Annotated in this window: 26 protein-coding genes; 23 read left to right on the top strand and 3 right to left on the bottom strand. The window is 54.4% G+C overall.

What is annotated here, in order from left to right; all coding sequences use genetic code 11:
• Positions 1–45 precede the first annotated feature (45 nt).
• Positions 46–270: a cupin domain-containing protein gene (locus QMZ65_RS13040; protein WP_283216137.1), complete on the top strand. Its 225-nt coding sequence runs from the start codon at positions 46–48 to the stop codon at positions 268–270.
• Complete coding sequence (locus tag QMZ65_RS13045; protein WP_283216138.1) at positions 240–827, top strand: helix-turn-helix transcriptional regulator; 588 nt, start codon at positions 240–242, stop codon at positions 825–827. Before QMZ65_RS13040 ends, QMZ65_RS13045 begins: the two co-directional genes overlap by 31 nt.
• A 21-nt stretch (positions 828–848) precedes the next feature.
• Here QMZ65_RS13045 and QMZ65_RS13050 read toward each other — a convergent pair whose 3' ends face one another.
• Positions 849–1580 (bottom strand): SDR family oxidoreductase, encoded by a 732-nt coding sequence (locus tag QMZ65_RS13050; RefSeq protein WP_097117613.1) that lies wholly within the window; start codon positions 1578–1580, stop codon positions 849–851.
• Between the two features lie 160 nt (positions 1581–1740).
• Between QMZ65_RS13050 and QMZ65_RS13055 the strand changes: the two genes are divergently transcribed.
• Positions 1741–2673 (top strand): AraC family transcriptional regulator, encoded by a 933-nt coding sequence (locus tag QMZ65_RS13055; protein ID WP_283216139.1) that lies wholly within the window; start codon positions 1741–1743, stop codon positions 2671–2673.
• Between the two features lies 1 nt (position 2674).
• Here the strand turns inward: QMZ65_RS13055 and QMZ65_RS13060 are convergent, their stop codons facing one another.
• Together QMZ65_RS13060 and QMZ65_RS13065 are read right to left on the bottom strand one after the other, a co-directional pair.
• A complete protein-coding gene (locus QMZ65_RS13060) occupies positions 2675–2806 on the bottom strand; it encodes a hypothetical protein (RefSeq protein WP_255253246.1) in 132 nt (43 codons plus the stop codon).
• 194 nt (positions 2807–3000) lie between these two features.
• Positions 3001–3705, bottom strand: a complete 705-nt coding sequence (locus QMZ65_RS13065; protein WP_283216140.1) for an SDR family oxidoreductase — start codon at positions 3703–3705, stop codon at positions 3001–3003.
• Positions 3706–3812: 107 nt separating this feature from the next.
• On the opposite strand from QMZ65_RS13065, the gene QMZ65_RS13070 reads away from it, so the two are divergent.
• The 20 genes from QMZ65_RS13070 to QMZ65_RS13160 form a co-directional block, all read left to right on the top strand.
• Entirely contained in the window at positions 3813–4700 is an 888-nt protein-coding gene (locus QMZ65_RS13070) for a LysR substrate-binding domain-containing protein (RefSeq protein WP_283216141.1), read from the top strand.
• A gap of 276 nt (positions 4701–4976) precedes the next feature.
• Positions 4977–6164, top strand: coding sequence for a M20 metallopeptidase family protein (locus QMZ65_RS13075; protein WP_097117925.1), 1188 nt, complete (start codon positions 4977–4979; stop codon positions 6162–6164).
• Between the two features lie 21 nt (positions 6165–6185).
• Positions 6186–7034 (top strand): transporter substrate-binding domain-containing protein, encoded by an 849-nt coding sequence (locus tag QMZ65_RS13080; RefSeq protein ID WP_230599012.1) that lies wholly within the window; start codon positions 6186–6188, stop codon positions 7032–7034.
• 12 nt (positions 7035–7046) lie between these two features.
• A complete protein-coding gene (locus tag QMZ65_RS13085; RefSeq protein WP_034822289.1) occupies positions 7047–7766 on the top strand; it encodes an ABC transporter permease in 720 nt (239 codons plus the stop codon).
• A 9-nt stretch (positions 7767–7775) separates the two neighbouring features.
• A complete protein-coding gene (locus tag QMZ65_RS13090; RefSeq protein ID WP_045816765.1) occupies positions 7776–8462 on the top strand; it encodes an ABC transporter permease in 687 nt (228 codons plus the stop codon).
• The gene (locus tag QMZ65_RS13095) at positions 8459–9235 is read left to right on the top strand and encodes an ABC transporter ATP-binding protein (protein WP_034822286.1); all 777 of its coding nucleotides are present in this window, start codon (positions 8459–8461) and stop codon (positions 9233–9235) included. The genes QMZ65_RS13090 and QMZ65_RS13095 overlap by 4 nt, the downstream gene beginning before the upstream one ends.
• 363 nt (positions 9236–9598) lie before the next feature.
• Positions 9599–10096, top strand: coding sequence for a type VI secretion system contractile sheath small subunit (tssB, locus tag QMZ65_RS13100; RefSeq protein ID WP_283216142.1), 498 nt, complete (start codon positions 9599–9601; stop codon positions 10094–10096).
• 29 nt (positions 10097–10125) lie between these two features.
• Positions 10126–11673: a type VI secretion system contractile sheath large subunit gene (gene tssC, locus QMZ65_RS13105; RefSeq protein WP_283216143.1), complete on the top strand. Its 1548-nt coding sequence runs from the start codon at positions 10126–10128 to the stop codon at positions 11671–11673.
• A gap of 14 nt (positions 11674–11687) precedes the next feature.
• Positions 11688–13025, top strand: a complete 1338-nt coding sequence (gene tssK, locus QMZ65_RS13110; RefSeq protein WP_034822280.1) for a type VI secretion system baseplate subunit TssK — start codon at positions 11688–11690, stop codon at positions 13023–13025.
• Positions 13022–13672, top strand: a complete 651-nt coding sequence (gene tssL, locus QMZ65_RS13115; RefSeq protein ID WP_283216144.1) for a type VI secretion system protein TssL, short form — start codon at positions 13022–13024, stop codon at positions 13670–13672. The genes tssK and tssL overlap by 4 nt, the downstream gene beginning before the upstream one ends.
• Positions 13672–15327, top strand: a complete 1656-nt coding sequence (locus QMZ65_RS13120; RefSeq protein ID WP_283216145.1) for an OmpA family protein — start codon at positions 13672–13674, stop codon at positions 15325–15327. Before tssL ends, QMZ65_RS13120 begins: the two co-directional genes overlap by 1 nt.
• Before the next feature lie 4 nt (positions 15328–15331).
• Complete coding sequence (gene hcp / locus QMZ65_RS13125) at positions 15332–15823, top strand: type VI secretion system effector Hcp (protein ID WP_058960474.1); 492 nt, start codon at positions 15332–15334, stop codon at positions 15821–15823.
• Between the two features lie 153 nt (positions 15824–15976).
• Positions 15977–18616 carry a type VI secretion system ATPase TssH gene (gene tssH / locus QMZ65_RS13130; protein ID WP_283216146.1) on the top strand — a complete coding sequence of 880 codons (2640 nt, stop codon included), beginning with the start codon at positions 15977–15979 and terminating at the stop codon, positions 18614–18616.
• Positions 18603–19160, top strand: a complete 558-nt coding sequence (locus QMZ65_RS13135) for an ImmA/IrrE family metallo-endopeptidase (protein ID WP_097117604.1) — start codon at positions 18603–18605, stop codon at positions 19158–19160. The genes tssH and QMZ65_RS13135 overlap by 14 nt, the downstream gene beginning before the upstream one ends.
• Before the next feature lie 35 nt (positions 19161–19195).
• Positions 19196–19600 (top strand): putative T6SS immunity periplasmic lipoprotein, encoded by a 405-nt coding sequence (locus QMZ65_RS13140; RefSeq protein ID WP_283216147.1) that lies wholly within the window; start codon positions 19196–19198, stop codon positions 19598–19600.
• A gap of 62 nt (positions 19601–19662) precedes the next feature.
• Positions 19663–19929, top strand: a complete 267-nt coding sequence (locus tag QMZ65_RS13145) for a hypothetical protein (protein WP_211728715.1) — start codon at positions 19663–19665, stop codon at positions 19927–19929.
• A complete protein-coding gene (locus QMZ65_RS13150; RefSeq protein ID WP_283216148.1) occupies positions 19923–20360 on the top strand; it encodes a putative T6SS immunity periplasmic lipoprotein in 438 nt (145 codons plus the stop codon). Before QMZ65_RS13145 ends, QMZ65_RS13150 begins: the two co-directional genes overlap by 7 nt.
• Before the next feature lie 101 nt (positions 20361–20461).
• On the top strand, positions 20462–20908 hold the full coding sequence (locus QMZ65_RS13155) for a putative T6SS immunity periplasmic lipoprotein (protein WP_141399007.1): 447 nt from the start codon (positions 20462–20464) through the stop codon (positions 20906–20908).
• A gap of 101 nt (positions 20909–21009) precedes the next feature.
• The gene (locus QMZ65_RS25355) at positions 21010–21405 is read left to right on the top strand and encodes a putative T6SS immunity periplasmic lipoprotein (protein ID WP_502921528.1); all 396 of its coding nucleotides are present in this window, start codon (positions 21010–21012) and stop codon (positions 21403–21405) included.
• A 109-nt stretch (positions 21406–21514) separates the two neighbouring features.
• Positions 21515–21919, top strand: a 405-nt coding sequence (locus QMZ65_RS13160) for a contractile injection system protein, VgrG/Pvc8 family (RefSeq protein ID WP_283216149.1), incomplete at its 3' end; no start/stop codon positions are given.

Consider the following 21919-nt stretch of genomic DNA (forward strand, 5'->3'; position numbering starts at 1 on the left):
GCAGAGCAGACATCAATCGGCAATTTAACGGGATTGGGTGAAAGGGTGTTGCAGAAACCACTTGCGGCGGAAATGACGCCAGCACTGCCATTACTCGCCACGCGCGAAATGCATTATCAGGCTGGTCGTGAAGAGCGCTGGCACGCGCATGAAGTGGCGCAACTGGTGCTCTGTTTGCAGGGTGTGATGCGCGTGCAGACGCAAACCGCTTCCTGGACATTGACTCCCGGTCGTGCGCTTTGGCTGCCGGGCAGTGTACCGCACGCGTGACCGCGCTAAGCGATATCCGCAGTGCCAGTTTGTATCTCGATCCCAAACTGGCGCGGGCGTTTTGGCCGCAGGCGCGTAGCATGTTGATCTCGCCGCTATTACAGGTGTTGATGCAAACGCTGGTGGAGATCGAGTTGCAACCGCAGACCGACCTCGCGCGTGTAGATCTGATCTCACCGCTGTTACTGGATGAGATTCGCCGTGCCTCGGACGGTCCGGTGTGTAATCTGCCGTTGCCCAGCGACCGCCGTTTACTCAACATTTGCCAGCAGCTACTGGCGACCCCGGCCAGCGGCGATACGCTGGAAGAGTGGGGCCAGCGCGTCGGCGCCAGTTCGCGCACGCTGGCCCGCTTGTTCCGCGAGCAAACCGGTATCACCTTTACTCAATGGCGCCAGCAGTTACGTCTCTCAGAGGCACTGGTGCAATTGGCGCAAGGGCAGACGGTTTTGCGCACCGCCAACCAACTTGGCTACCAAAGCCCCAGCGCCTTTATCTCGATGTTCCGCCGTTTGATGGGTGAAACACCACAGCGATTTCTGCGAATTTCAGCCTGAAATCGCCAGGGATATTTTACCTCAATGCCCACTGGCAGTAGGGCGCACGGTGATTTCGTTAACGTCGACTTCGCCAGGCTGATCGATGGCCCAACTGACTGCTCTGGCGATAGCCTCGGGCTTGAGTGCAATCTGTCGATAGCTTTTCATCGCCTCGCGCGCCACGTTGTCGCTGATGCTGTCTGCCAGTTCAGATTCCACCACCCCGGGGTTGATTACCGTGACGCGCAGCTCACGCGATTCCTGGCGCAAACCATCGGAAATGGCGCGAACTGCATATTTGGTTGCGCAGTAAACGGCGGCGGTGGGGGAAACCGTCAATGCACCCACGGATGCGATATTAATTATGTGCCCCATGCGCTGTGCCTGCATGGTGGGTAGCACCGCAGCGATCCCGTACAACACGCCGCGAACATTGACGTCCAGCATTAAATCCCACTCTTCAACTTTCATTGAACTCATCGGGGAGAGTGGCATAACGCCAGCGTTGTTGATCATCACATCAATGCGTCCGTATTTTTCCAGCGCGAAATCCGCCAGTTTTTGTGTGTCACTTCGCTGTGTCACATCCGTTGCGAGAAAATCCATGCTGGCACCTTCACGGCGTAATTCATCGCACAAGTTTGCCAGTCGATCGGTACGGCGCGCACCCAGCACCAGTTTATGCCCTTGCTCGGCCAGATGACGGGCAATGCCTTCACCGATCCCGCTGCTGGCACCGGTCAACAAAATAACTTTTTGGTTGGAGTTCATGGTGAGTTCCTCGTGTAATTGACGAGGCTATTGTTGAAAAATTCAGCCGGGCGCAACAGACCGGATTGTGGCGAATATTTGCCTGATTCTCTCGCCGCCATTGTGCATCACTGAATGAAATGGCTATGCTTTGCCTGAACCTCTCTCTGGAACGCTATCTATGTCGAACACGGTAAAACAGCAAACCTGCCACCTGTTACGTCAGTTGGCACGTCAGGAAGGCTATACCGAATCCTTACTGGAGAGCGTGCGCTTTATGCGTGCGGACCAACAGTGGGCGCGCACGCCGGTGCTGTATGAGCCCAGCATCATCATTATTTGCCAGGGATCGAAACGCGCCTTTCTCGCCGATAAAATGTATCGCTATGACGCACAGCATTATCTGGTGCTGTCAGTGCCGTTGCCCTTTTCCGCCGAAACTGAAGCAACTTCTGAAGAGCCACTGCTAGGTATAGCAATCCGTCTGGATGCTACGATGGTCGCGCGGTTAGTGGCACAACTTGCCGAAGCTGAGACGGCGGTCACGGTACCACCAGCAGGGATTATCTCTACGCCGATTAATGATGTGCTGGCAGAAAGCACGTTGCGATTACTGGAGGCGCTCAGTGATCCTCTGGAGGCTAAAGTGCTGGGACCCGCGCGCGTAGAGGAGGTCTGCTTTCGTATATTAATGGGCGAACAAGGCGGGGCGGTGCGCGCGGCGCTGACCTATCAGGGCCATTTTGGCCGTATAGCCCGTGCACTGCAGCGTATTCATGCTGACTGGCAGCAGCCATTGGATGTACCGCACCTGGCGAACGAAGCGGGGATGAGCGTGCCGCGTTTCCATCTGCATTTTAAAACGGTGACGCAAACGTCTCCGATTCAATACCTTAAATCGCTACGTTTGCATCAGGCTCGTTTGATGATGATTCGCGATAATCTGACCGCTGCCGGTGCGGCAGCGCGAGTGGGATATGAAAGTGATTCCCAGTTTAATCGCGAGTTTAAACGCCTGTTTGGTCGCAGCCCGGCAGAAGAAGCGAGGGTGATGAAAAGGGCATTTGAACTGCTGCCCCCTGAGCAATTAACCGGGAGACTACAGGCACATTAATTTAACGAATGCCCATCACGGCAATCACCGCCACAATCCAAAACATCGCACAGCCTGCCAGCATCCACTGCCAGATCTGATGGCGTTCAGGATTGATAAGCGCATTGATGCGCGCACGTAAAATCGTTTGCATAGAAACCTCGGGTCAGAATGTTTAATCGGATATGGAGTGGCTGCGTTCAGAAAGGTCTGGCAGCGGATAGGAATATTCTGACTATTTCTTACACAACGATCGACGAGACCAGTCTTGTTTGTGCGAGGGACGAAAGTGGGAGAGGGGCCTCCAGCCGCGAAGATTGGAACTTCACGCGGCTGGAGACAACGGTTTTACACGCTGTGGGTGACGCCTCCATCAACACGAATGTTCTGAGCGGTGATGTAGGCCGCGCCGGGTGAGGCGAGGAACGCGATGGTGGCGGCGACTTCATCTGCCGTGCCATAGCGTTTAAGTGGCACACTCTCACGACGCTCATCACTTTTCGGCAGACTGTCGATCCAGCCCGGTAACACGTTGTTGATGCGAATGTTATCCGCTGCGTAAGCGTCAGCGAAAATTTTGGTGAATGAGGCGAGTCCGGCGCGGAAAACCGCTGAGGTTGGGAACATGTCTGTGGGTTCGAACGTCCAGGCCGAAGAGATATTGATAATGCTGCCGCCGCCCTGTTTCTGCATGATAGGCGTCACCAGACGTGATGCGCGCACAACGTTCAGGAAATAAGTCTCCATGCCGCGCTGCCAGTCATCATCACTCAGTTCCAGTATCGGCGCACGTGGCCCATGTCCGGCGCTATTGACCAGCACATCAATGCGACCCCACCGCGCCATCGTCGCCTCAACCAGTTTTTGTAAGTCATCTACTGACTGGTTGGATCCGGTGATACCTAATCCGCCTAAACGGTCAGCCAGCGCTTCCCCTTTGCCAGAGGAGGAAAGGATCGCAACCTTATAGCCATCCGCTGCCAGTTTTTCTGCTGCTGCGGCACCCATGCCACTACCGCCTGCCACAATCACTGCGACTTTTTCTACTGTCATAATTCGTATCCTTTTTAAGATTAGAAGTCGATTTATTGCAGTATAGGGGCTAAATTCGGTTGCAGAGAGTCAGTCTGATTCGCAATTGATGATAGGAAAACTACAGGATGGGTCAGGGGTTTCCCACGCTACCGCCGCTTAATGCGTTGAAAGTATTCGAAGCGGTGACACGTCATCTCAATTTTCGCCTCGCTGCTGAAGAGCTTGGCGTCACTCAGGGCGCGGTGGCACAGCAAATTCGTGGGCTGGAGAGCAGCCTGGGGCTGAAACTGTTCGAACGGCTGCCACGGACTTTGGCGTTAACCGCAGCGGGTGCAGGTTATGCGGTGAGTGTCCGCCAGGCGTTTGAGTTGATCGATGAGGCCACACGTGCTTTGCGACCCGAACCGGATCATCTGACCTTGAGTGTCACGCCAACTTTTGCCAGCCGCTGGATGCTGCCTCGCTTACCGGCCTTTACCGCCGCGTGGCCGGATATTGACCTTCGTGTACTGGCCTCAGAAAGATTGGTGCAGTTTCATCACGAAGGGGTTGATCTGGCGGTGCGTTATGGTCGTCATCCCTTTGGGGCAGGACTGGATGCCACGCTGCTGTTCAGTCAAAGCGTATTGGCAGTGGTGAGTCCGGATTTATTGGCTGGGTTGGGCGATCCGCAGGATCGGGATAGCTTTGAGCGCTATGCTTTGCTGCATGACGGGCACCATCTTTGGCCAGTGTTTCTCTCTTATCTTTTCCCGCACAACAGGCTACACCATCAGCATCATTTGCGTTTTAACCAGACTGCACTGGCCTTAGAGGCGGCGGTCAGCGGGCAGGGCATTGCCCTTACCAGTCCGCACTTTGTCGAAAACGATCTTGCTCGCGGTCGTCTGGTGCCCGCGTTTCCTCAGCAAATGAACGTTGACGCGGGCTGGTATCTGGTCTCTCCCCATCGTCCACGTGAACACACGAGCGTACAGGCCGTGCGTGCGTGGTTGCTTGAGCAAATAAAATAGCTGTATGTGGCCGAAAAATTGCTCCGTTTTTGTTCAATCACAAAATCAGTAATTCTGATGATCTCATGTGGATTATGAATGTTATAACTGACTGAAGATGCAAATCCGGGCTTTTATCCTGCAAACGCAGTGGATTAGCAAAATATCACGATATTTCAGCAAGTAACCATTAGCAATGCGCGTTGCAATCCTGCTATGGCTGTGAATAAATACAAGGTCAATCATCATAAAAATGCCATAAAGGCCAGGCATCAGCCTGAAAAGATCAATGCAATTATGACCGACCTTAAAGATGTTTTAGCCAGGGACATCAGCGCCAAAAGCGAAAGTATGGAAGCGCACCTGATTGCCATCCGCCGTGATATTCACGCGCACCCCGAACTCGGATTTGACACAATTCGTACCGCGCATATCGTCGAGCATGAACTGCTGCGCCTGGGGCTTTCGCCACAAACAGGCGTCGGACAAACCGGCGTGGTGGTGGATATTGTGGGCGAACAGCCCGGCAAAACCATCCTCATCCGCGCCGATATGGACGCGCTGCCGATTCAGGAACAGACCGGTTTACCTTTTAGCAGCACCTACCCCGGTAAAATGCATGCCTGCGGCCACGATATCCACACGGCGACGCTGCTGGGTGTGGCGGCGATTGTTGCGCAATACCGCAGCCAGTTAAAAGGCACGGCGCGGCTGATTTTCCAGCCAGCCGAAGAGACGCCTGAGAGTGGCGCCGAGGCGATGATTGCTGATGGCGTGGCTGAGGGCGTGGATCTGGCGATCACTCTGCATAATAAGCCCGAGCTGGCGGCAGGTGAAATTGCGCTGACGCGCGGTGCCAGTACGGCTTCCAGCGACGAATTTGATGTCGTCGTCCACGGCAAATCCACTCATGCTGCGCGCCCACATATGGGAACCGACCCGATTATTGCGGCGGCGAACCTCATCAGCCAACTGCAAACCATCATTTCACGTGAACTCGATCCGGCGCATTCTGCGGTGTTAACCATTGGCCATATTCATGGTGGCTCGACGCACAACATCATTTCCGATAGCTGCCTGATTCAGGGCACTGTGCGGGCGAAATCACCTGAGTCACGCGCGCACATTGAGCACGCTTTTAAGCGTATCTGTGCCGGTGTGGCGCTTTCGCTGAATACACGCATTGATGTCAACTATCAGCGCGGCGTGCCCCCGTTAATGAATGATGATGCGCTGATCGATGTGCTCGAACCCATTTTGTCGCACCAGTTTGGTAAGCCGATTGTGGCGAAACCAAGTGCCAGTTTTGGCGCGGAGGACTTCTCCCTGTTTACCGAGCGGGCGCCAGGTTGCCAGATTCATATTGGATCCGGTGCGCCGGGACGCGACGATCATCTGCATAATTCGGATTATCAACCCGACGAACGCAGCATTCATGCAGGCACTCAGGCATTAGCCCGTTTAGCCATCGATTTACTCTCCTAAAATAATGAACTCAGAGGTTTTATGATGATGCGTAAAGGGCTGTTTACCGCTTCCGCTGGCCTGTTGCTGCTGGCAACTTCTGCACTGGTGCAGGCAAAAGATTTTGGCACACTGAAATTCGCAACCGAAGCGGCTTATCCTCCGTTCAACCAGTCTACGCCGAGCGGCAAGATTGTTGGCTATGAGCCCGATATGGTGGCGGAACTGGCGAAACGTGCCGGTTTTAAATATGAAATCGTGGCGCAGAAATGGTCCGGCATGATCCCGGGCCTGGTCGATGGCAAATATGATGCTGTCATTGATGCGGTTACCGTGACACCTAAACGTGAAGAAGTGGTGGATTTCACCCATCAGTACACCGTGAGCGTGTCTGGTTTTGTGACCCTGAAAGGTAGCGCTGTAGATACTTTGCCGGGTAACGGTGAAGTCGTTCAGGCGGGTGATGAGGCGGGCATGACGAAAGCCATCGATGCGCTGAAAGCGAAATTCAAAGGTAAAACCATCGCGGTGCAGGTCGCGACTATTCAGGCTGATTTCCTCAACAAATATCTGGCTGACGTTGCCACCATCCGCACTTATCAGGCTGGTCCGGAAACCTTTGCTGATCTGCTGAACGGCCGCGTTGATGCAGTGATGGCGTCACGTACCAACCTGAATGCCTATGTGAAAAAACACACCGATACCGTGAACAGCACCGGTTACGGCTTCTCCGGCGGCGTGTTAGGGCAGGGTTCAGCGATTGCCATTCAGAAGAACAACCCGGAGCTCAAAGCGGCGCTGGATACGGCTTTAGTTTCAATGATCAAAGATGGCACGCTGAAACAGCTATCAGAAAAATGGTTCGGCGAGAACGTCGCGCCTGCGGAGTAATGCTGAGCGCTTATGACTATTGACTGGCAATTGTTAGGGTTTGGTGACGAAGGCTGGGGCGGCGTGTTGCTTGACGCCGCCACGGTGACCGTCACCGTTTCATTGTGTGCATGGCTGCTGGGCGCAGTGCTTGGCAGCCTACTCTGTTGGATGCAAATTGGTGGTGCGCGTTGGCAACAGCGTCTCGCCAATGGCTACATCACGCTGTTTCGTGGCGTACCCGAACTGCTGGTGATCTACCTGTTTTACTTCGGCGGACGCCAGGTGGTTTCCTTCGTTGGGGAAGCGTTGGGCATGCAGGGGCCGTTTGATGTAAACGGCTTTGTCGCCGGGGCTATCGCCATCGGTTTGATCTCCGGCGCTTACCAGAGTGGTGTGTTTCGTGGGGCATTTTACGCTATCCCGAAAGGCACGCTGGAAGCGGCTACGGTGACAGGTATGGGACGACTGATGTTGTTTCGCCGCATGATTGTGCCGCAGGCGTTGCGCACGGCTCTTCCGGGAATGGGAAATCAGTGGCAGTCGGTGATTAAAGAATCGGCTTTGGTTTCCGTGACGGGCTTGGTGGAAACCATGAACCAGATTTCCACCGCATCCAACTCCACGCAAATGCCATTTTTCTTTTACAGCGTCGGCGCGGTGATCTACCTGATCATCACCACCTGTTCCGATTTTGTTTTCCGCTATGTGGAAAAAGTGGCCATGCGCGGGCAACAACGCGCGCGGTTGTAAGGAGCCACGATGGATTTCACGTTCTTACAGCATACGCTTGCCGCGTTGCTACGCGGTTTACCACTGACCCTTAATCTGGCCGTTTTATCACTGCTGGGTGGGGGGATTTTAGCGTTATTGCTCAACCTGTTGCGCCAGAATCGCTATGGTAGCGTCTTTGCCCGCTTTTACGTTTGGCTGTTCCGCGGCACACCCTTGTTAATCCAGATTTTTATGATCTATTACGGATTGGGGAGTTTACCGGCAGTGCGCGAGAGCGTGCTGTGGCCGCTGTTGCGCGATCCCTACTGGTGCGGGTTGATTGCGCTGGTGCTCAACGATGCGGCTTACACCTCGGAGATTCTTCGTGGTGGTCTTAATGCCGTTAGCGTGCAGTCGCTTGAGGCAGCCAAAGTCAGCGGTATGTCGCGCTTCACGACGTTGCGCCGCATCACCTTGCCGCTCGCCGTGCGTCAGGCGTTGCCTGCTTACAGCAATGAAATTATCTCGATGATCAAATCCACTTCACTGGTCAGCACTATCAGCCTGATGGAAATGACCGGTATCGCGGACTCGATTGTGTCAGAGACATTCCGCGCGCTGGAGGTGTTTATCAGTGCGGCGATCATTTATCTGCTGCTGACTGTGCTGGTCAGTAAAGCGGTGGCGCTGCTGGAGCGCCGTTTGTCACCTTATCATGTTGGAGCACGTCAATGAGTAAACCCACTATCGCCCTGAGTCATCTCAGAAAAAGTTATAGCGGGCATGAGGTGCTTCATGACATCAGCCTGACGGCGCAGGATGGCGACGTGATATCACTGATTGGCGCCAGTGGTTCCGGAAAAAGTACGCTATTACGCTGTATTCCGTTTCTTGAAGTGCCGCAAGGCGGGGAAATCGCGGTCGGGGATGAGGTGGTCACCATTGACAATCCCCACGAGAAACTCAGCCGTGAGCAGCAGCGTCGTATCAAACTGATGCGCATGCAACTGGGTTTTGTCTTCCAGAGTTTCAATCTGTGGCCGCACAAAACGGTGCTGCAGAACATTATTGAAGCGCCGGTACATGTGCAGAAACGCAGTCAAAAAGAGGTGATTGAAGAAGCCGAAGCTCTGTTGCATAAAGTCGGGCTGTATGAAAAGCGCAACGCGTGGCCATCGCAGCTGTCAGGTGGGCAGCAGCAGCGTGTGGCGATAGCGCGTGCGTTGGCACAGCAGCCCAAAGCGCTTCTTTTCGATGAGCCCACCTCCGCTCTCGACCCTGAACTGGTGGGCGAAGTGTTACGGGTGATCCGCAGCCTGGCTGAAGAGGGACGCACGATGATCATCGTCACCCACGAAATGGGCTTCGCGCGTGATGTCTCCAACAAAGCGGTGTTTCTGCATCAGGGCAAAATCGAAGAGTCGGGGCCGCCACAGCAAGTGTTTAGCGATCCGCTCTCTGATCGCTGCCGGGCTTTTGTCAGTAGTCACTTGCAGCGTAATAGTTAACCTCCTTTCAAACCCGCTTCGGCGGGTTTTTTCATATCCAAACCCGCCAATAAGTAATTTTTTTGGTTAACAATCACACTCTGAAATACATTAATTTTTAGGATATTTCTTGCGATTTATCTTAACGATTTCAGTTAATAAAACAGTGTATACACCATAAATTTTCAGACCCTTCCTGGGCCTTAACCACGCTCAACTTCAACGACTTACAATAAAAAGCAAGAAATTTCCTATATAAATCAGATCACAAAGATCATCTTACCCTGTTGCTATCCGCATTGAGCCTAAGATATATTCGCGCAGAATCACACAAGGAAAGTGTGCTTAAAGCGTGCTTTCCGCGCTTCACTTACAGGAGTAAATATGAGTAATTCTTATCAAAATGGAATACCCAAAGCGCGCGTTAACATCAAACTCGACGTTCATACAGGCGGCGCTGCACGCAAAATGGAGCTGCCGCTCAAACTGCTGGTGACCGGTGATTTCAGTAATGGTCAGGAAGATCGCGTGCTGAGCGAACGCGAAAAGGTCAACGTCAATAAAAACAACTTCGACAGCGTGCTCGCTGACTTCTCGCCATCAGTACGGCTCACCGTACCGGATACCTTGTCAGCGGATGGCAGTGAACAGGCCATCAATCTGACCTTCAGCAACATCAAAGACTTCGAACCTGAACAGGTCGCTCGTCAGATCCCGCAACTCAAAGCGATGCTCGCGATGCGTAATCTGCTGCGCGATCTCAAATCCAATCTGCTTGATAACGTCACTTTCCGCAAAGAGCTGGAGATCATCCTGAAAGACCCGGCACTGAGTGACGAACTGCGTGCGGAACTTTCTGCGCTTGCCAGCGATAACGGCTGAACCCCTTTTAACGGACTAAATGAGAGACGATGCTGATGTCAGTTCAGAATGAAACCCTGTCTTCCGGTGGCACCACCGTGCTTGAAAACTCTGCAGCGGAAGGTGTGTACGCCTCGCTGTTCGACAAAATTAATCTCCATCCGGTTAGCTCACTGAGTGACCTGAATGTCTGGCAAGACAATCAGGCGATGTCAGATGCCACTGCTGACGAGCGCGTCACGGCGGCGATGCAGGTGTTTCTTCATCGCTTAAAAATCAGCGGTGAGAAAGTCGAAAAACTGGATAAAAACCTTCTGGATCAACACATTGCCGAGCTGGATTATCAGATCAGCCGCCAGTTAGATGCGGTGATGCACCATGACGAATTCCAGAAGGTGGAATCGGTGTGGCGTGGATTGAAATCACTGGTGGATAAAACTGATTTCCGTCAGAACGTGAAGTTGGAAGTGCTTGATGTGTCGAAAGAGGATCTGCGTCAGGACTTCGAAGACGCACCGGAAATTATCCAGAGCGGCCTGTACCTGCAGACTTACGTTGCCGAGTACGACACGCCGGGCGGCGAACCGATTGGCGCGGTGATCTCTGCCTATGAATTCGATGCCTCTGCGCAGGATATCGCGCTGCTGCGTAATATCTCGAAAGTTGCTGCATCGGCCCATATGCCGTTTATCGGTTCTGCAGGGCCGGCATTCTTCCTCAAAGAAACCATGGAAGAAGTGGCTGCCATTAAGGACATCGGCAACTACTTCGATCGTGCGGAATACATCAAGTGGAAATCCTTCCGCGACACCGATGATTCTCGCTATATCGGCCTGACCATGCCGCGTGTGCTGGGCCGTTTGCCGTACGGACCAGATACTGTGCCGGTGCGCAGTTTTAACTATGTTGAAGAGGTGAAAGGGCCGGACCACGATAAGTATCTCTGGACCAATTCGTCTTTCGCTTTCGCCGCCAACATGGTGAAAAGCTTTATCAACAAAGGCTGGTGCGTGCAGATTCGTGGCCCACAGGCGGGTGGTGCGGTGCAGGATCTGCCGATTCACCTCTATGACCTCGGCACCGGCAATCAGGTAAAAATCCCTTCTGAAGTGATGATCCCTGAAACCCGCGAGTTTGAATTTGCGAACCTCGGTTTTATCCCGCTTTCGTACTACAAGAACCGTGATTACGCCTGCTTCTTCTCCGCAAACTCCGCGCAAAAACCGGCGCTGTATGACACCGCAGATGCCACCGCCAACAGTCGCATCAATGCGCGCCTGCCTTACATCTTCCTGCTATCACGCATCGCGCATTATCTGAAGCTGATTCAGCGCGAAAACATCGGCACCACCAAAGATCGCCGCTTGCTGGAACTGGAGCTGAATACCTGGGTGCGTGGATTGGTGACTGAAATGACCGATCCGGGTGATGAGTTGCAGGCTTCACATCCGCTGCGCGATGCCAAAGTGATTGTGGAAGATATCGAAGATAACCCGGGCTTCTTCCGCGTGAAACTCTTCGCAGTGCCGCATTTCCAGGTGGAAGGCATGGACGTCAATCTGTCGCTGGTATCTCAGATGCCAAAAGCGAAAGCGTAAGGCGGCTATCCGGAATGAAAATTTACCGTCCGTTATGGGAAGACGGCGCGTTTCTGACGCCGCAACAGTTCCAGCAGCAGGCTATGTGGGATGCGCATGTGGCAGGTACTGTCGCTGGCATGACGCTGGCACACCCCTGGGGCGTGCTGTGTGCGGAGTTCGATGAGGGCGCGCTGGCGCTGTCAAAACTGAATGCAACGCACATTGCCGTCCGCTTTGCGGATGGCTCACTGGTCGATACCCATCTGGCTGACACACTGCCACCGGTGTGTGAGCTGACTGATGTGATGGATCGGGACAGCGTAGAGGTGGTACTGGCGCTGCCGCTGATCAATGCCAACGGCGGTAATCTGGAGAACGGGGCGGACAGCGAACGTCCGCGCCGCTGGGTCGCCACCCGGGAGCGCGTGCAGGAGCTGGCCGGTCACGAGCGTACCGAGATTGCGGTACAGCGTTATGCGCTGCGCCTGCGGCTGGCGCATCAGGAAAACGTGGCGTACCTGACTTGTCCGGTTGCCCGTCTGGTGCGCAACGCTCAGGGGCAGTGGATGCGCGACACCACGTTTATTCCCCCCATGTTGTCACTGGCTGCGAGCCCGGCGCTGGTCGCGGCGCTGGGTGACCTGCTTCATCGCCTGCAGGCACGCCGTCAACGTCTGATGCAACTGCGCCGCGAAAGTAACGAACGCATGGCGGATTTTGCCGTGTCCGACGTTTCCCTGTTCTGGCTGCTCAATGCGCTGAACAGCGCTGAGCCGGTGCTGACTGAGCTGTACCAGTCACCGTCGCGCCATCCTGAACTGCTTTATCGTGAGCTGGTGCGCCTTGCGGGGAGTCTGCTGACGTTTTCCCTCGAGAACGCGCCGGACGATATCCCAGCCTACCGACACAACGCGCCAGAGCAGGTTTTCCCGCCGCTGTTCACGCTGCTGGATACGCTGCTGGAGGCAAGCCTGCCTTCCCGCGTGATCGCCATCGACCTGGAAAAACAGGGCGTGCTATGGAGGGGAAAACTCCACGATGCACGACTGCGCGAAGGTGCGGACTTTTATCTATCCGTTCGCTCTTCCCTGCCGAATCACGAGCTTCAGGCACGCTTCCCGCTGTTGTGTAAAGCCGGCAGCCAGGACGATGTTTCTGAGGTGGTGAATATTGCGCTGAGCGGTATGGTCATCCGCCCACTGCCACATGTTCCTGCGGCCATCCCGTTACGCCTGGAAAATCAGTATTTCGCGCTGGATCTCTCAACGGATGCGGCTCGGGCAATGCTGGCCTCCGGCGGCTGTACCTTCTACACGCCGGAATCGCTCGGTGAGCTGAAACTGGAACTCTACGCGGTGCTGCGCTCATGAATAATCCCAACACACTGACAGAGCGTCTGTTTTTTCAGGGCTGGCTGATGGTCAGCCAGCTGCGCTGCGGACAGCAAATTGAAAACGGCGACGCGCTATACCGACGCGCGGCGGGCTGGGTGAAATCAGCCCGCGAGGCGCTGACTGAGGCCGGGTTCAGCGAGGCCAGCCGTGACCACATGCTTTATGCCTTCTGCGTGCTGCTGGATGAGGCAGTGCTAAACAGAGGGAGTCAGGACGATGGCTGGCTGCGCTGGACCCGTGATCCGTTGCAGGTGCGCTTCTTTGGTTCACTGAACGGCGGTGAAGCGCTCTGGGATCGTATCCGCACCGTGCTGAACGAACCCGCAGCGGACATTACGGTGCTGACCTGCTTTTACCGCACCCTGCAGCTGGGGTTCGTCGGGCATTACCGTGCGCAGGATGACGAACGTCGTGAAGACGTGGTGAGTGCGCTGGCTGTTCGCGTGCCGCCTTTTGCGCTGCCGGAAGATGCGCCGCTGGTGGTACGCCCCGCAGGTCTGCGCAGCGGACGCCGCTTTTACTGGCTGAGCTGGGTGGCAGCAGTGGTGCTGCTTGGCGGGCTCTGGTTCCTGCTGGAGTCAACGCTGGCAGAGATGGTGTCGCGCATGGCAGGTGCACAGTAATGGTGCGACCCGATTCACGTCAGGGCCTGACGCTGCTGGCAGCCGTGCTCGCGATCCTGCTGGTGGTGGGCTTTTCGGGACTGAACCCGCTGAACACGGTGGCGCTCTGTGTGCTGGTGCTGCTGGTGGCCGGTTTTCTTCTGTGGCATTTGCAGCGTAATGCTACTGATCACCAACCGGATATTGATGCCAGTCTGCCGCCGGAAACCTATTGCGGGCCAGTGATTCTGCTTATCGGGGATACGGCACCGTTGTTTGGTGAACTGACCCACCGGGAGACCCGGCTGGGGTGGTATCTGAACGTGCGCCAGCCTGCTGAACTGCCCGCGCTGGCGGAACGGCTGGCACAGCAGTATTCGGCGCTGCTACCTCAGCTTTCAGTGATGCTGGCGATCATCCCCGGGCAGCACACCTCCGCTGACATATTGACACAGCAGCAGAGTGGATGGCTGCGGGCCTATTCACAGTGCCGGGTTGTGCTGAAAGGGTTGCCGCCATTGTGGGCCGTGATATGGGGCTCGTCAGTGGATGAGCGCACGCATTGGTTCAGCTATACGCCAGAACAATTACAGTTTCATCCTGAAAATGACGCCCGCCTTTCGCTGGCGGAGTGGATCACCCGGGATCCCCTGCATTTTCATCACGCACTCAGACTGCAAAGCCTGATGCAATGGTATGCGGGGCAGTTCGCGGCTTCGCACACCGCAAGCTCGTGCCAGATCGGCGTTTGCCTGACACCAGTACAGTCGCTGCCGGGCAACCTGTGGCAGCAGCATACCGTCGGGCTGACCACACTGTCGCCTGAAAACTATGCGTCTCCGCCTTCACTGCCGCTGCCGGATGTGCTGCTGTCCGGTATGCGGCAGCGGCAGGGTATCAGCCGCTGGCTGCTCACGGCGCGTAGGGTCGGGATGATGCTGGGCCTGTTTCTGGCGCTGGCCATGCTTGCTTCCTTTATTCATAACCAGCGCCTTGTGCGCAGCGTGGCCGATCACCTTGCCTTGTGGCGCAGCCTGCCGGAGGACGCAATCGCGGCAAAAATGCTTGCACGCGATGCGCTTATCCATGATCGCTCGCTGCTGGATGCCTGGCAGCGCAGCGGTGAGCCACTGCGGTTCGGAATGGGACTTTATCAGGGCATGCGGCTTAGTGCGCCGGTAAACACAGCCATCCACCGCTGGTCACCCCCGCCTGCGCCTGCTCCCGTGGTTCAGCAGGTAGTGCAGGGCCCACAGACGGTGCGGCTTGACAGCCTGTCGCTGTTTGAATCGGGCAAAGCGGCGCTGAGGGCGGGATCCGACAAAGTGCTCATCAATGCACTGTTGGGCATCAAGGCCCGACCCGGCTGGCTGATTGTCGTCGCCGGCCATACCGACAGCACCGGCAATCAGCAGAACAATCAGCTGCTCTCGCTAAAGCGCGCCGGAGCGGTGCGCGACTGGATGCGCGACACCGGCGATGTACCGGAGAGCTGCTTCGCGGTACAGGGCTACGGTCAGGATCGTCCGGTTGCAACAAACGAGTCGGCGGAGGGGCGTGCGCTCAACCGCCGGGTCGAAATCAGTCTGGTGCCACAGGCGGACGCCTGCCGCGTGCCGGACGCACAAACCCGGTCATCACAGGATGATGGCCATTCTCAGTCTGAAAAGGAGTAACAACATGGCAATTCCAGTTTATCTGTGGCTGAAGGACGACGGCGGCGCGGACATCAAGGGTTCAGTAGACGTGCAGGACCGCGAGGGCAGCATTGAGGTGGTGGCACAGGAGCATAACCTGTACATCCCGACCGACAACAACACCGGCAAGCTGACCGGCACCCGCATTCACACGCCGTTCCTGTTCACCAAGGAAATCGACTCGTCGAGCCCGTACCTCTACAAGGCCGTAACTACCGGTCAGACCCTGAAGTCGGCGGAGTTCAAGTGGTATCGCATCAGCGATGCAGGACAGGAAGTCGAGTACTTCAACACCAGGCTTGAGAACGTGAAGGTGGTGAAGGTGAATCCTGTCATGCACGACATTAAAGATCCTTCCAAAGAGAAGCACAACCATCTGGAGATGATTGAGCTGCGCTACGAAAAAATCACCTGGACCTACAAGGACGGCAACATCATTCATTCCGATTCCTGGAACGAACGCGCCACCGCGTAAGCCCGTGCGGACGGTTCGCCGTCCGCTTTTTCAGGCGTGCGCCTGCGCGCGGGTGCACGCCTGAAAAACACACTGATGTACAGATACCTCAGACCTTATGGGCCTCGGTTAACGGCCAGGGGCGGTAGCGTGCTTGAAACGGAGAGAACACTTATGGAACACCAGTCTGCAGCGCTGCTGCGCCGTCTTAATCCCTTCTGCGCCCGTGCGCTGGAGGCCGCTGCCTCGCTGTGCCAGACCCGCGCGCACGCGGAAATTTTCCCCGAGCACTGGCTGCTGAAGCTGCTGGAGCAGGGAGAGGGCGACATCACGGTGATGGCGCGCCGCTATGAGTGGGACATGGACGGCGTCTGGCAGGGGCTGCTGAGATTTCTGGATGGTCAGCCTCGCCTGGTGCGCAGCCGCCCGGATCTTTCGGCTCGCCTGCACCACCTGCTGAAGGAGGCCTGGCTGGCGGCCTCGGTGGACGGTGAGGAGCGCATCCGTAGCGTACACCTGCTGACAGCCATCATTGGCAACCACTCGCTGACTCGCTGTGACGCACTCTGGCCAATCCTCACGCTGAGCCCGCGCCAGATGACGGCGCTGCGCCCGCTGCTGGACGAGCAGTCGGACGAACGCCCGGACGCGCTGCAGCCGAACGAACCTCTGGGGAGCCTGAACGCAGAGGAGGGCGAGCCACCTGCGCTGGCGGGCGCTGCGCCTGCTACCCCCGCTGAGGCGCTGTCCCGCTTCACCCGCGACGTTACCGCCGACGCGCGGGGCGGGAAGATTGACCCGGTGTATGGGCGCGATAATGAAATCCGCCAGATGGTGGACATCCTCTCGCGTCGCCGCAAGAACAACCCGATTCTGGTGGGCGAACCAGGCGTGGGCAAAACCGCGCTGGTCGAGGGGCTGGCGCTGCGCATTGCGGAAGGCAACGTGCCAGCCAGCCTGAGCACGGTCAGCGTGCGCACCCTGGACCTTGGCATGTTGCAGGCGGGCGCGGGCGTGAAGGGTGAGTTTGAGCAGCGCCTGAAGAACATCATTACTGAGGTGCAGCAGGCTGAGCAACCGGTGCTGCTGTTCATCGACGAAGCCCACACCATCATCGGCGCGGGCAATCAGGCAGGCGGCGCGGATGCAGCTAACCTGCTGAAGCCCGCACTGGCGCGCGGCGAACTGCGCACCATCGCCGCCACGACCTGGAGCGAGTACAAGCAGTACTTCGAGAAGGATGCCGCACTTGAGCGCCGTTTCCAGATGGTGAAAGTCGATGAGCCGGACGACGAGACCGCCTGCCTGATGCTGCGTGGTCTGAAGTCTCGCTACGCGCAGCACCACGGTGTGCACATCACCGACGAAGCCGTGCGCGCTGCCGTGACGCTGTCCCGTCGCTACCTGACCGGACGCCAGCTGCCGGACAAGGCGGTAGACCTGCTCGACACCGCGAGCGCGCGCGTGCGCATGAGCCAGGACACGGTGCCGGAAGCTATCACGCAGCTGCGTGCCCGCACCGATGCCCTGAATATTGAGAAGCGCGCCATCCTGGATGATGAAGCGCTGGGCGGCACCGTTCAGGAAGCGCGCATGCATGACATTCTGAAAGAACTGGCCAACGCTGATGAACGTCTCGAACAGCTTGAGCTGAGCTGGGTGGCCGAGCGCGAGCTGACGGAGACGCTGCTGCTCAGCCGGGAGGATGCTTCTCAGCAGGCGCGCCGCTTTGAACTTCAGTCCGCTCTTCATGCGCTGCAGCAGGGGGAGCCGCTGATGGCGCTGGACGTGGACGCACGCACGGTGGCGGGGGTGATAGCCGACTGGACCGGCGTACCGCTCTCTTCCTTAATGAAGGACGAGCAGACGGAGCTGCTGAAGCTGGAAAAGGCGCTGGAAGCGCGCGTGGTCGGCCAGCCGATGGCGTTGAACGCCATTGCACAGCGCCTGCGCGCATCGAAAACCGGCCTGACCGCCGAGAACGGGCCGCAGGGCGTGTTCCTGCTAGTCGGCACCAGCGGTACGGGTAAAACGGAAACCGCGCTGGCGCTGGCTGATACCCTTTACGGCGGCGAGAAATCGCTGATTACCATCAATCTCTCCGAGTATCAGGAGGCACACACCGTGAGCCAGCTCAAGGGCTCGCCGCCGGGCTACGTGGGCTACGGTCAGGGCGGCGTGCTGACCGAGGCGGTGCGCAAACGTCCATACAGCGTGGTACTGCTTGACGAGGTGGAGAAGGCGCACCGCGACGTGATTAACCTGTTCTACCAGGTGTTCGATCGGGGCTTTATGCGCGACGGCGAGGGGCGGGAGATTGACTTCCGCAACACCGTTATCCTGATGACCTCTAACCTCGGCAGCGACGCGTTGATGCAGAAACTGGACGAACAGCCGGACGCCAGTGAAGCTGACCTGCAGGAACTGCTGCGCCCGATAATCCGCGACCATTTCCAGCCCGCACTCCTGGCGCGCTTCCAGACGGTGATTTACCGCCCACTGGCTGCTGAGGCGATGCGCACCATCGTCGAAATGAAGCTCGGCCAGGTCAGCCAGCGGCTACAACGCCACTACGGCCTGCGCACGGAGATTTCGGACGCGCTGTACGATGCTCTGACCGTCGCATGCCTGCTGCCAGACACTGGCGCACGCAACGTCGATAACCTGCTCAACCAGCAGATTCTACCGGTGCTGAGTCAGCAGCTTTTGCAGTCTCAGGCCAGCGGGCAGTTGCCTGGCACTCTCAGCCTGGACTGGAACGATGAGGACGGTGTGCTGATGACATTTGAGAATCTCATTCATGAACAAAACTGAAAGAGATGCGGCAGCCAAAGAAGGTAGCCTGCGGCTGATGAGTAAAGGGGAAATCGTGCTTGCCAGGACGGTGTTCCGGGACAAAATTGATTATCACAAGGTATGGATCCATAAAGACAGCTATCTCCCGTTTGGTTTGCAAAATGAAGCTGTTGCCATGACGCCAACGGGAGAAATATATTACCGTCCGCCACTTTACCGGAACGATTTTGCTGACCTGGCTCAGAGCGACCTTGCGGACAGACATACTTTTATACACGAGCTCAGCCATATATGGCAGCGCCAAAAGGGAATGTGCGTAATATGCAGGGGGCTCATAAGCTGGCTGGCGAGCTATCGCTATGAACTGGATGGACGGCTACTGAGTGAGTATCAGATGGAGCAACAGGCACAAATTATTGCAGATAATTTTCTACTGGCGAGTGAGGGGTATAATACATTTCTGGAGTATCGACGTCGAAGTTATGTCACGCTGGACGGCAACCTGGATGAGTCTCTTATTTCGCAGAAATATAAACATGCGTTGAGAGGATTCCCTTGGTGAATATACCTCAGAGAAGAATTAGTTGCAGGTTGGATTTGTTAGTAATCGTATTTTTCCTGGCAGGATGTCTAGGAGACAGGTTCACGCTTTCAGATACTGCTCCTCTCAGCATAGATGCTGACCGCATCTGCTTCACTGTATTAAAACCTGATGACTATTCACTTTCATATTTTGACCTCTTTGAAAGAGGAAATCGGAACTCTGTTAAGCAGCCAGAAATAGTAGAATATAGAACAGATAACAGCCTGCTTCTCTGCTTGGCTGAGGACACAGCAAGCGATTCAGAAATTGTTTATGTTGCGCAGTTTGGTCTGACGACACAGACCAAACATAAACCGATTAGGAAATTCTCTGTGGCTTTCAAAGCTGACAAAACGGGATTTGTCAGTGTTCAGCTGCTGCAAAACGAAATCAGTTATTACATGGGGCGGGGATATTAGCGGTTCAGTTTATCAACGGACTGACCAGCACTAATTTCATACATAGGGCGTTTCTTCGTCTTATGAGTAATCAGGCTATGTGCGTTATCTATCGCGGTATGCTCAGTTGTATGGCTACTTATGCTTATGATCTTGACGGCCGACTATTGAGTGAATACTCGCTGGAGCAACAGGCTCAAATAATTGCTGATAACTATATTCTTACTGAGTGGGGATTTGGTCGATGGAATGAGTTAAGGTTGTATGACCATGTCAAATCTGTTAGAGCATTGAGTGAGCCTGAAGCCTGTTTAGCTTATATGAAAGCATTAAGAAGTTTTCCATGGTGAAATCTATGAAATTATATTTCATTGTCATATTCACATGCTTCGCTATAGTCGGGTGTACTTTGGGAGAAGATCCTGTCGGGTTTGAACGCGATGCCGATATGAGCGTTATTGATGATATGCTATGTATGAATATAGCCCAGAACAAAGCGTATTATTTCAGTATTTTTTCAATAAAAAATAAAGATGGCTCAGGGCTTAGGAAAACAATCGATGGCAGCGAGTTAATAGCATTAAATAATAAACGTTGCATGCCATTATTCTGGTTGCCTGCATCAGAAAAAAAAGAGTATATTATTCATTATGGTCTATTGTCCAGACTGGAAACACTTCCATCCTTTAGAAAAGTAGCGGCCATAAGGTTGAAGAATAGTCGGGTCTATAATTTCCCATTAAAAAGAGAAGATTATTTCCCAAGCTTCATCTCTGAGTGAGATTATGTTGACGGAAAAACGGAATTTTAAATATCGTTAGCAAACGAACGTACCCAGCCTGTTCTCGATGAAAGGTATAGATGTGTTCTCTGAGGTTTTCCATGTTGAAGGATTATTTCATCCCAAAAGTAAATTGGTTGCCTGTGATTGTTGCATTTATCACAACTGGTTGTGTTGGAGACAAGGTTACGTTTTCTGAAGTCGCTGAAGTTGAAGGTAAAGGAAATAAAGTATGTTTTAAAGTCAGGCGCGCCGATGATGTTACTGTAGGAAATGTAACAATTTTTAAGCGGGGGCAAAGCGAAAATAGAGAGTTTGTGGGGAGGGATGCTGTGGAGGTGGTCAATAATGAGTGTATATGCTTAAGCGATTTTACTTCCATGAATTTAATTAAGGGGAAATATATTGTAAGGTTTGTTCTAAAACCGAGTAAAAATCGTCAGAATCTAAGGGTTTTCTCCACTGCGATGGAATTTAAAGATGGAGATTTTGTGAATATTCCATTGCAACAGGATGAGGTTGTACATTATCTTGGTAGAAGAATTTGATTTATTGTAAATACTTAATCCCATCAAGTTTCTATAATGCATTAAGAGAAAGGCAATTATTTTCAGGTGTGTCATCGATATTAAAAAACGCCCCTTTACTCATGGTGTTTGTATTGTCAGGTTGTATTGGCGATAAATTTACACCTTCTCAGCAAACGTTGGTCAGCAAAGTTGATGGCCGCATATGCTTCACTGTATTAAAACCTGATAATTATTCATTTTCATATTTTTACCTCTTTGAAAGAGAAAATCGGAACTCTGTTAAGCAGCCAGGAATAGCAGAATATAGAACCGATAACAGTCTGCTTCTCTGCCTGACTGAGGACATTATCAACAGTTCAGAAATTGTTTATGTTGCTCAGTTTGGTCTGACAACTCAGACCAAGCGTAAACCGATCAGGAACTTTTCCGTGGCTTTTAAAGTTTACAACACGGGCGTTGTCAGCGTTCCCCTTCAGCGGAACGAAATCACCTATTACATAGGCCGCGGATATTAGCGTTTAATTTTATTAAATGCCTGACCGTTTCAACTCAATACACTGAATTCTTATCTAACCCGCATTCCTGAAAGGGATTGAACCATCCGTCATCACGGAGCGAATGACAATGACCCCAAGTGAAATGTTACTTAGCGCAGCATCGGTTTTATCGTCTACCCAGAATCGCTACTCTCTTCACATTCCCGCCTGCAATGCTGTTATTGATGTTGAGAGTCTGAACGGCACGGAAGCGCTGAGCGCGAATTACCAATATGACGTGCTTTTCACCAGCCCCGATAAAGACATCTCGCCAGAGAAGATGCTGCGCAAAGCGGTAACGCTGACCATGAGAACCGGCTCTTTGCTGGAACCCGATTCGCAGAAAATTGTTCACGGTTATATCACTGACTTCCGCCGTCTGACGGGTTCCGCAGACCAGGTTAGTTATCTCATCGTTATTGAACCCCGCTTTGCGCTTCTGGATAAACAATTCCGCTCACACCGTTTCTTTGTGAATAAATCCGTTCCGGAA

The sequence above is a fragment of the Pantoea sp. EABMAA-21 genome (genome assembly GCF_030053335.1).
Lineage (GTDB): Bacteria > Pseudomonadota > Gammaproteobacteria > Enterobacterales > Enterobacteriaceae > Pantoea > Pantoea communis.

What these genes read in the sequence shown, in the direction of transcription:
- QMZ65_RS13050 (WP_097117613.1), bottom strand. Translation starts at nt 1,580, where the DNA reads ATGAACTCCAACCAAAAAGTTATTTTGTTGACCGGTGCCAGCAGCGGG.
- QMZ65_RS13055 (WP_283216139.1), top strand. Translation starts at nt 1,741, where the DNA reads ATGTCGAACACGGTAAAACAGCAAACCTGCCACCTGTTACGTCAGTTG.
- QMZ65_RS13060 (WP_255253246.1), bottom strand. Translation starts at nt 2,806, where the DNA reads ATGCAAACGATTTTACGTGCGCGCATCAATGCGCTTATCAATCCTGAA.
- QMZ65_RS13065 (WP_283216140.1), bottom strand. Translation starts at nt 3,705, where the DNA reads ATGACAGTAGAAAAAGTCGCAGTGATTGTGGCAGGCGGTAGTGGCATG.
- QMZ65_RS13070 (WP_283216141.1), top strand. Translation starts at nt 3,813, where the DNA reads ATGGGTCAGGGGTTTCCCACGCTACCGCCGCTTAATGCGTTGAAAGTA.
- QMZ65_RS13075 (WP_097117925.1), top strand. Translation starts at nt 4,977, where the DNA reads ATGACCGACCTTAAAGATGTTTTAGCCAGGGACATCAGCGCCAAAAGC.
- QMZ65_RS13080 (WP_230599012.1), top strand. Translation starts at nt 6,186, where the DNA reads ATGATGATGCGTAAAGGGCTGTTTACCGCTTCCGCTGGCCTGTTGCTG.
- QMZ65_RS13085 (WP_034822289.1), top strand. Translation starts at nt 7,047, where the DNA reads ATGACTATTGACTGGCAATTGTTAGGGTTTGGTGACGAAGGCTGGGGC.
- QMZ65_RS13090 (WP_045816765.1), top strand. Translation starts at nt 7,776, where the DNA reads ATGGATTTCACGTTCTTACAGCATACGCTTGCCGCGTTGCTACGCGGT.
- QMZ65_RS13095 (WP_034822286.1), top strand. Translation starts at nt 8,459, where the DNA reads ATGAGTAAACCCACTATCGCCCTGAGTCATCTCAGAAAAAGTTATAGC.
- tssB (WP_283216142.1), top strand. Translation starts at nt 9,599, where the DNA reads ATGAGTAATTCTTATCAAAATGGAATACCCAAAGCGCGCGTTAACATC.
- tssC (WP_283216143.1), top strand. Translation starts at nt 10,126, where the DNA reads ATGCTGATGTCAGTTCAGAATGAAACCCTGTCTTCCGGTGGCACCACC.
- tssK (WP_034822280.1), top strand. Translation starts at nt 11,688, where the DNA reads ATGAAAATTTACCGTCCGTTATGGGAAGACGGCGCGTTTCTGACGCCG.
- tssL (WP_283216144.1), top strand. Translation starts at nt 13,022, where the DNA reads ATGAATAATCCCAACACACTGACAGAGCGTCTGTTTTTTCAGGGCTGG.
- QMZ65_RS13120 (WP_283216145.1), top strand. Translation starts at nt 13,672, where the DNA reads ATGGTGCGACCCGATTCACGTCAGGGCCTGACGCTGCTGGCAGCCGTG.
- hcp (WP_058960474.1), top strand. Translation starts at nt 15,332, where the DNA reads ATGGCAATTCCAGTTTATCTGTGGCTGAAGGACGACGGCGGCGCGGAC.
- tssH (WP_283216146.1), top strand. Translation starts at nt 15,977, where the DNA reads ATGGAACACCAGTCTGCAGCGCTGCTGCGCCGTCTTAATCCCTTCTGC.
- QMZ65_RS13135 (WP_097117604.1), top strand. Translation starts at nt 18,603, where the DNA reads ATGAACAAAACTGAAAGAGATGCGGCAGCCAAAGAAGGTAGCCTGCGG.
- QMZ65_RS13145 (WP_211728715.1), top strand. Translation starts at nt 19,663, where the DNA reads ATGAGTAATCAGGCTATGTGCGTTATCTATCGCGGTATGCTCAGTTGT.
- QMZ65_RS13150 (WP_283216148.1), top strand. Translation starts at nt 19,923, where the DNA reads ATGGTGAAATCTATGAAATTATATTTCATTGTCATATTCACATGCTTC.
- QMZ65_RS13155 (WP_141399007.1), top strand. Translation starts at nt 20,462, where the DNA reads ATGTTGAAGGATTATTTCATCCCAAAAGTAAATTGGTTGCCTGTGATT.
- QMZ65_RS25355 (WP_502921528.1), top strand. Translation starts at nt 21,010, where the DNA reads ATGGTGTTTGTATTGTCAGGTTGTATTGGCGATAAATTTACACCTTCT.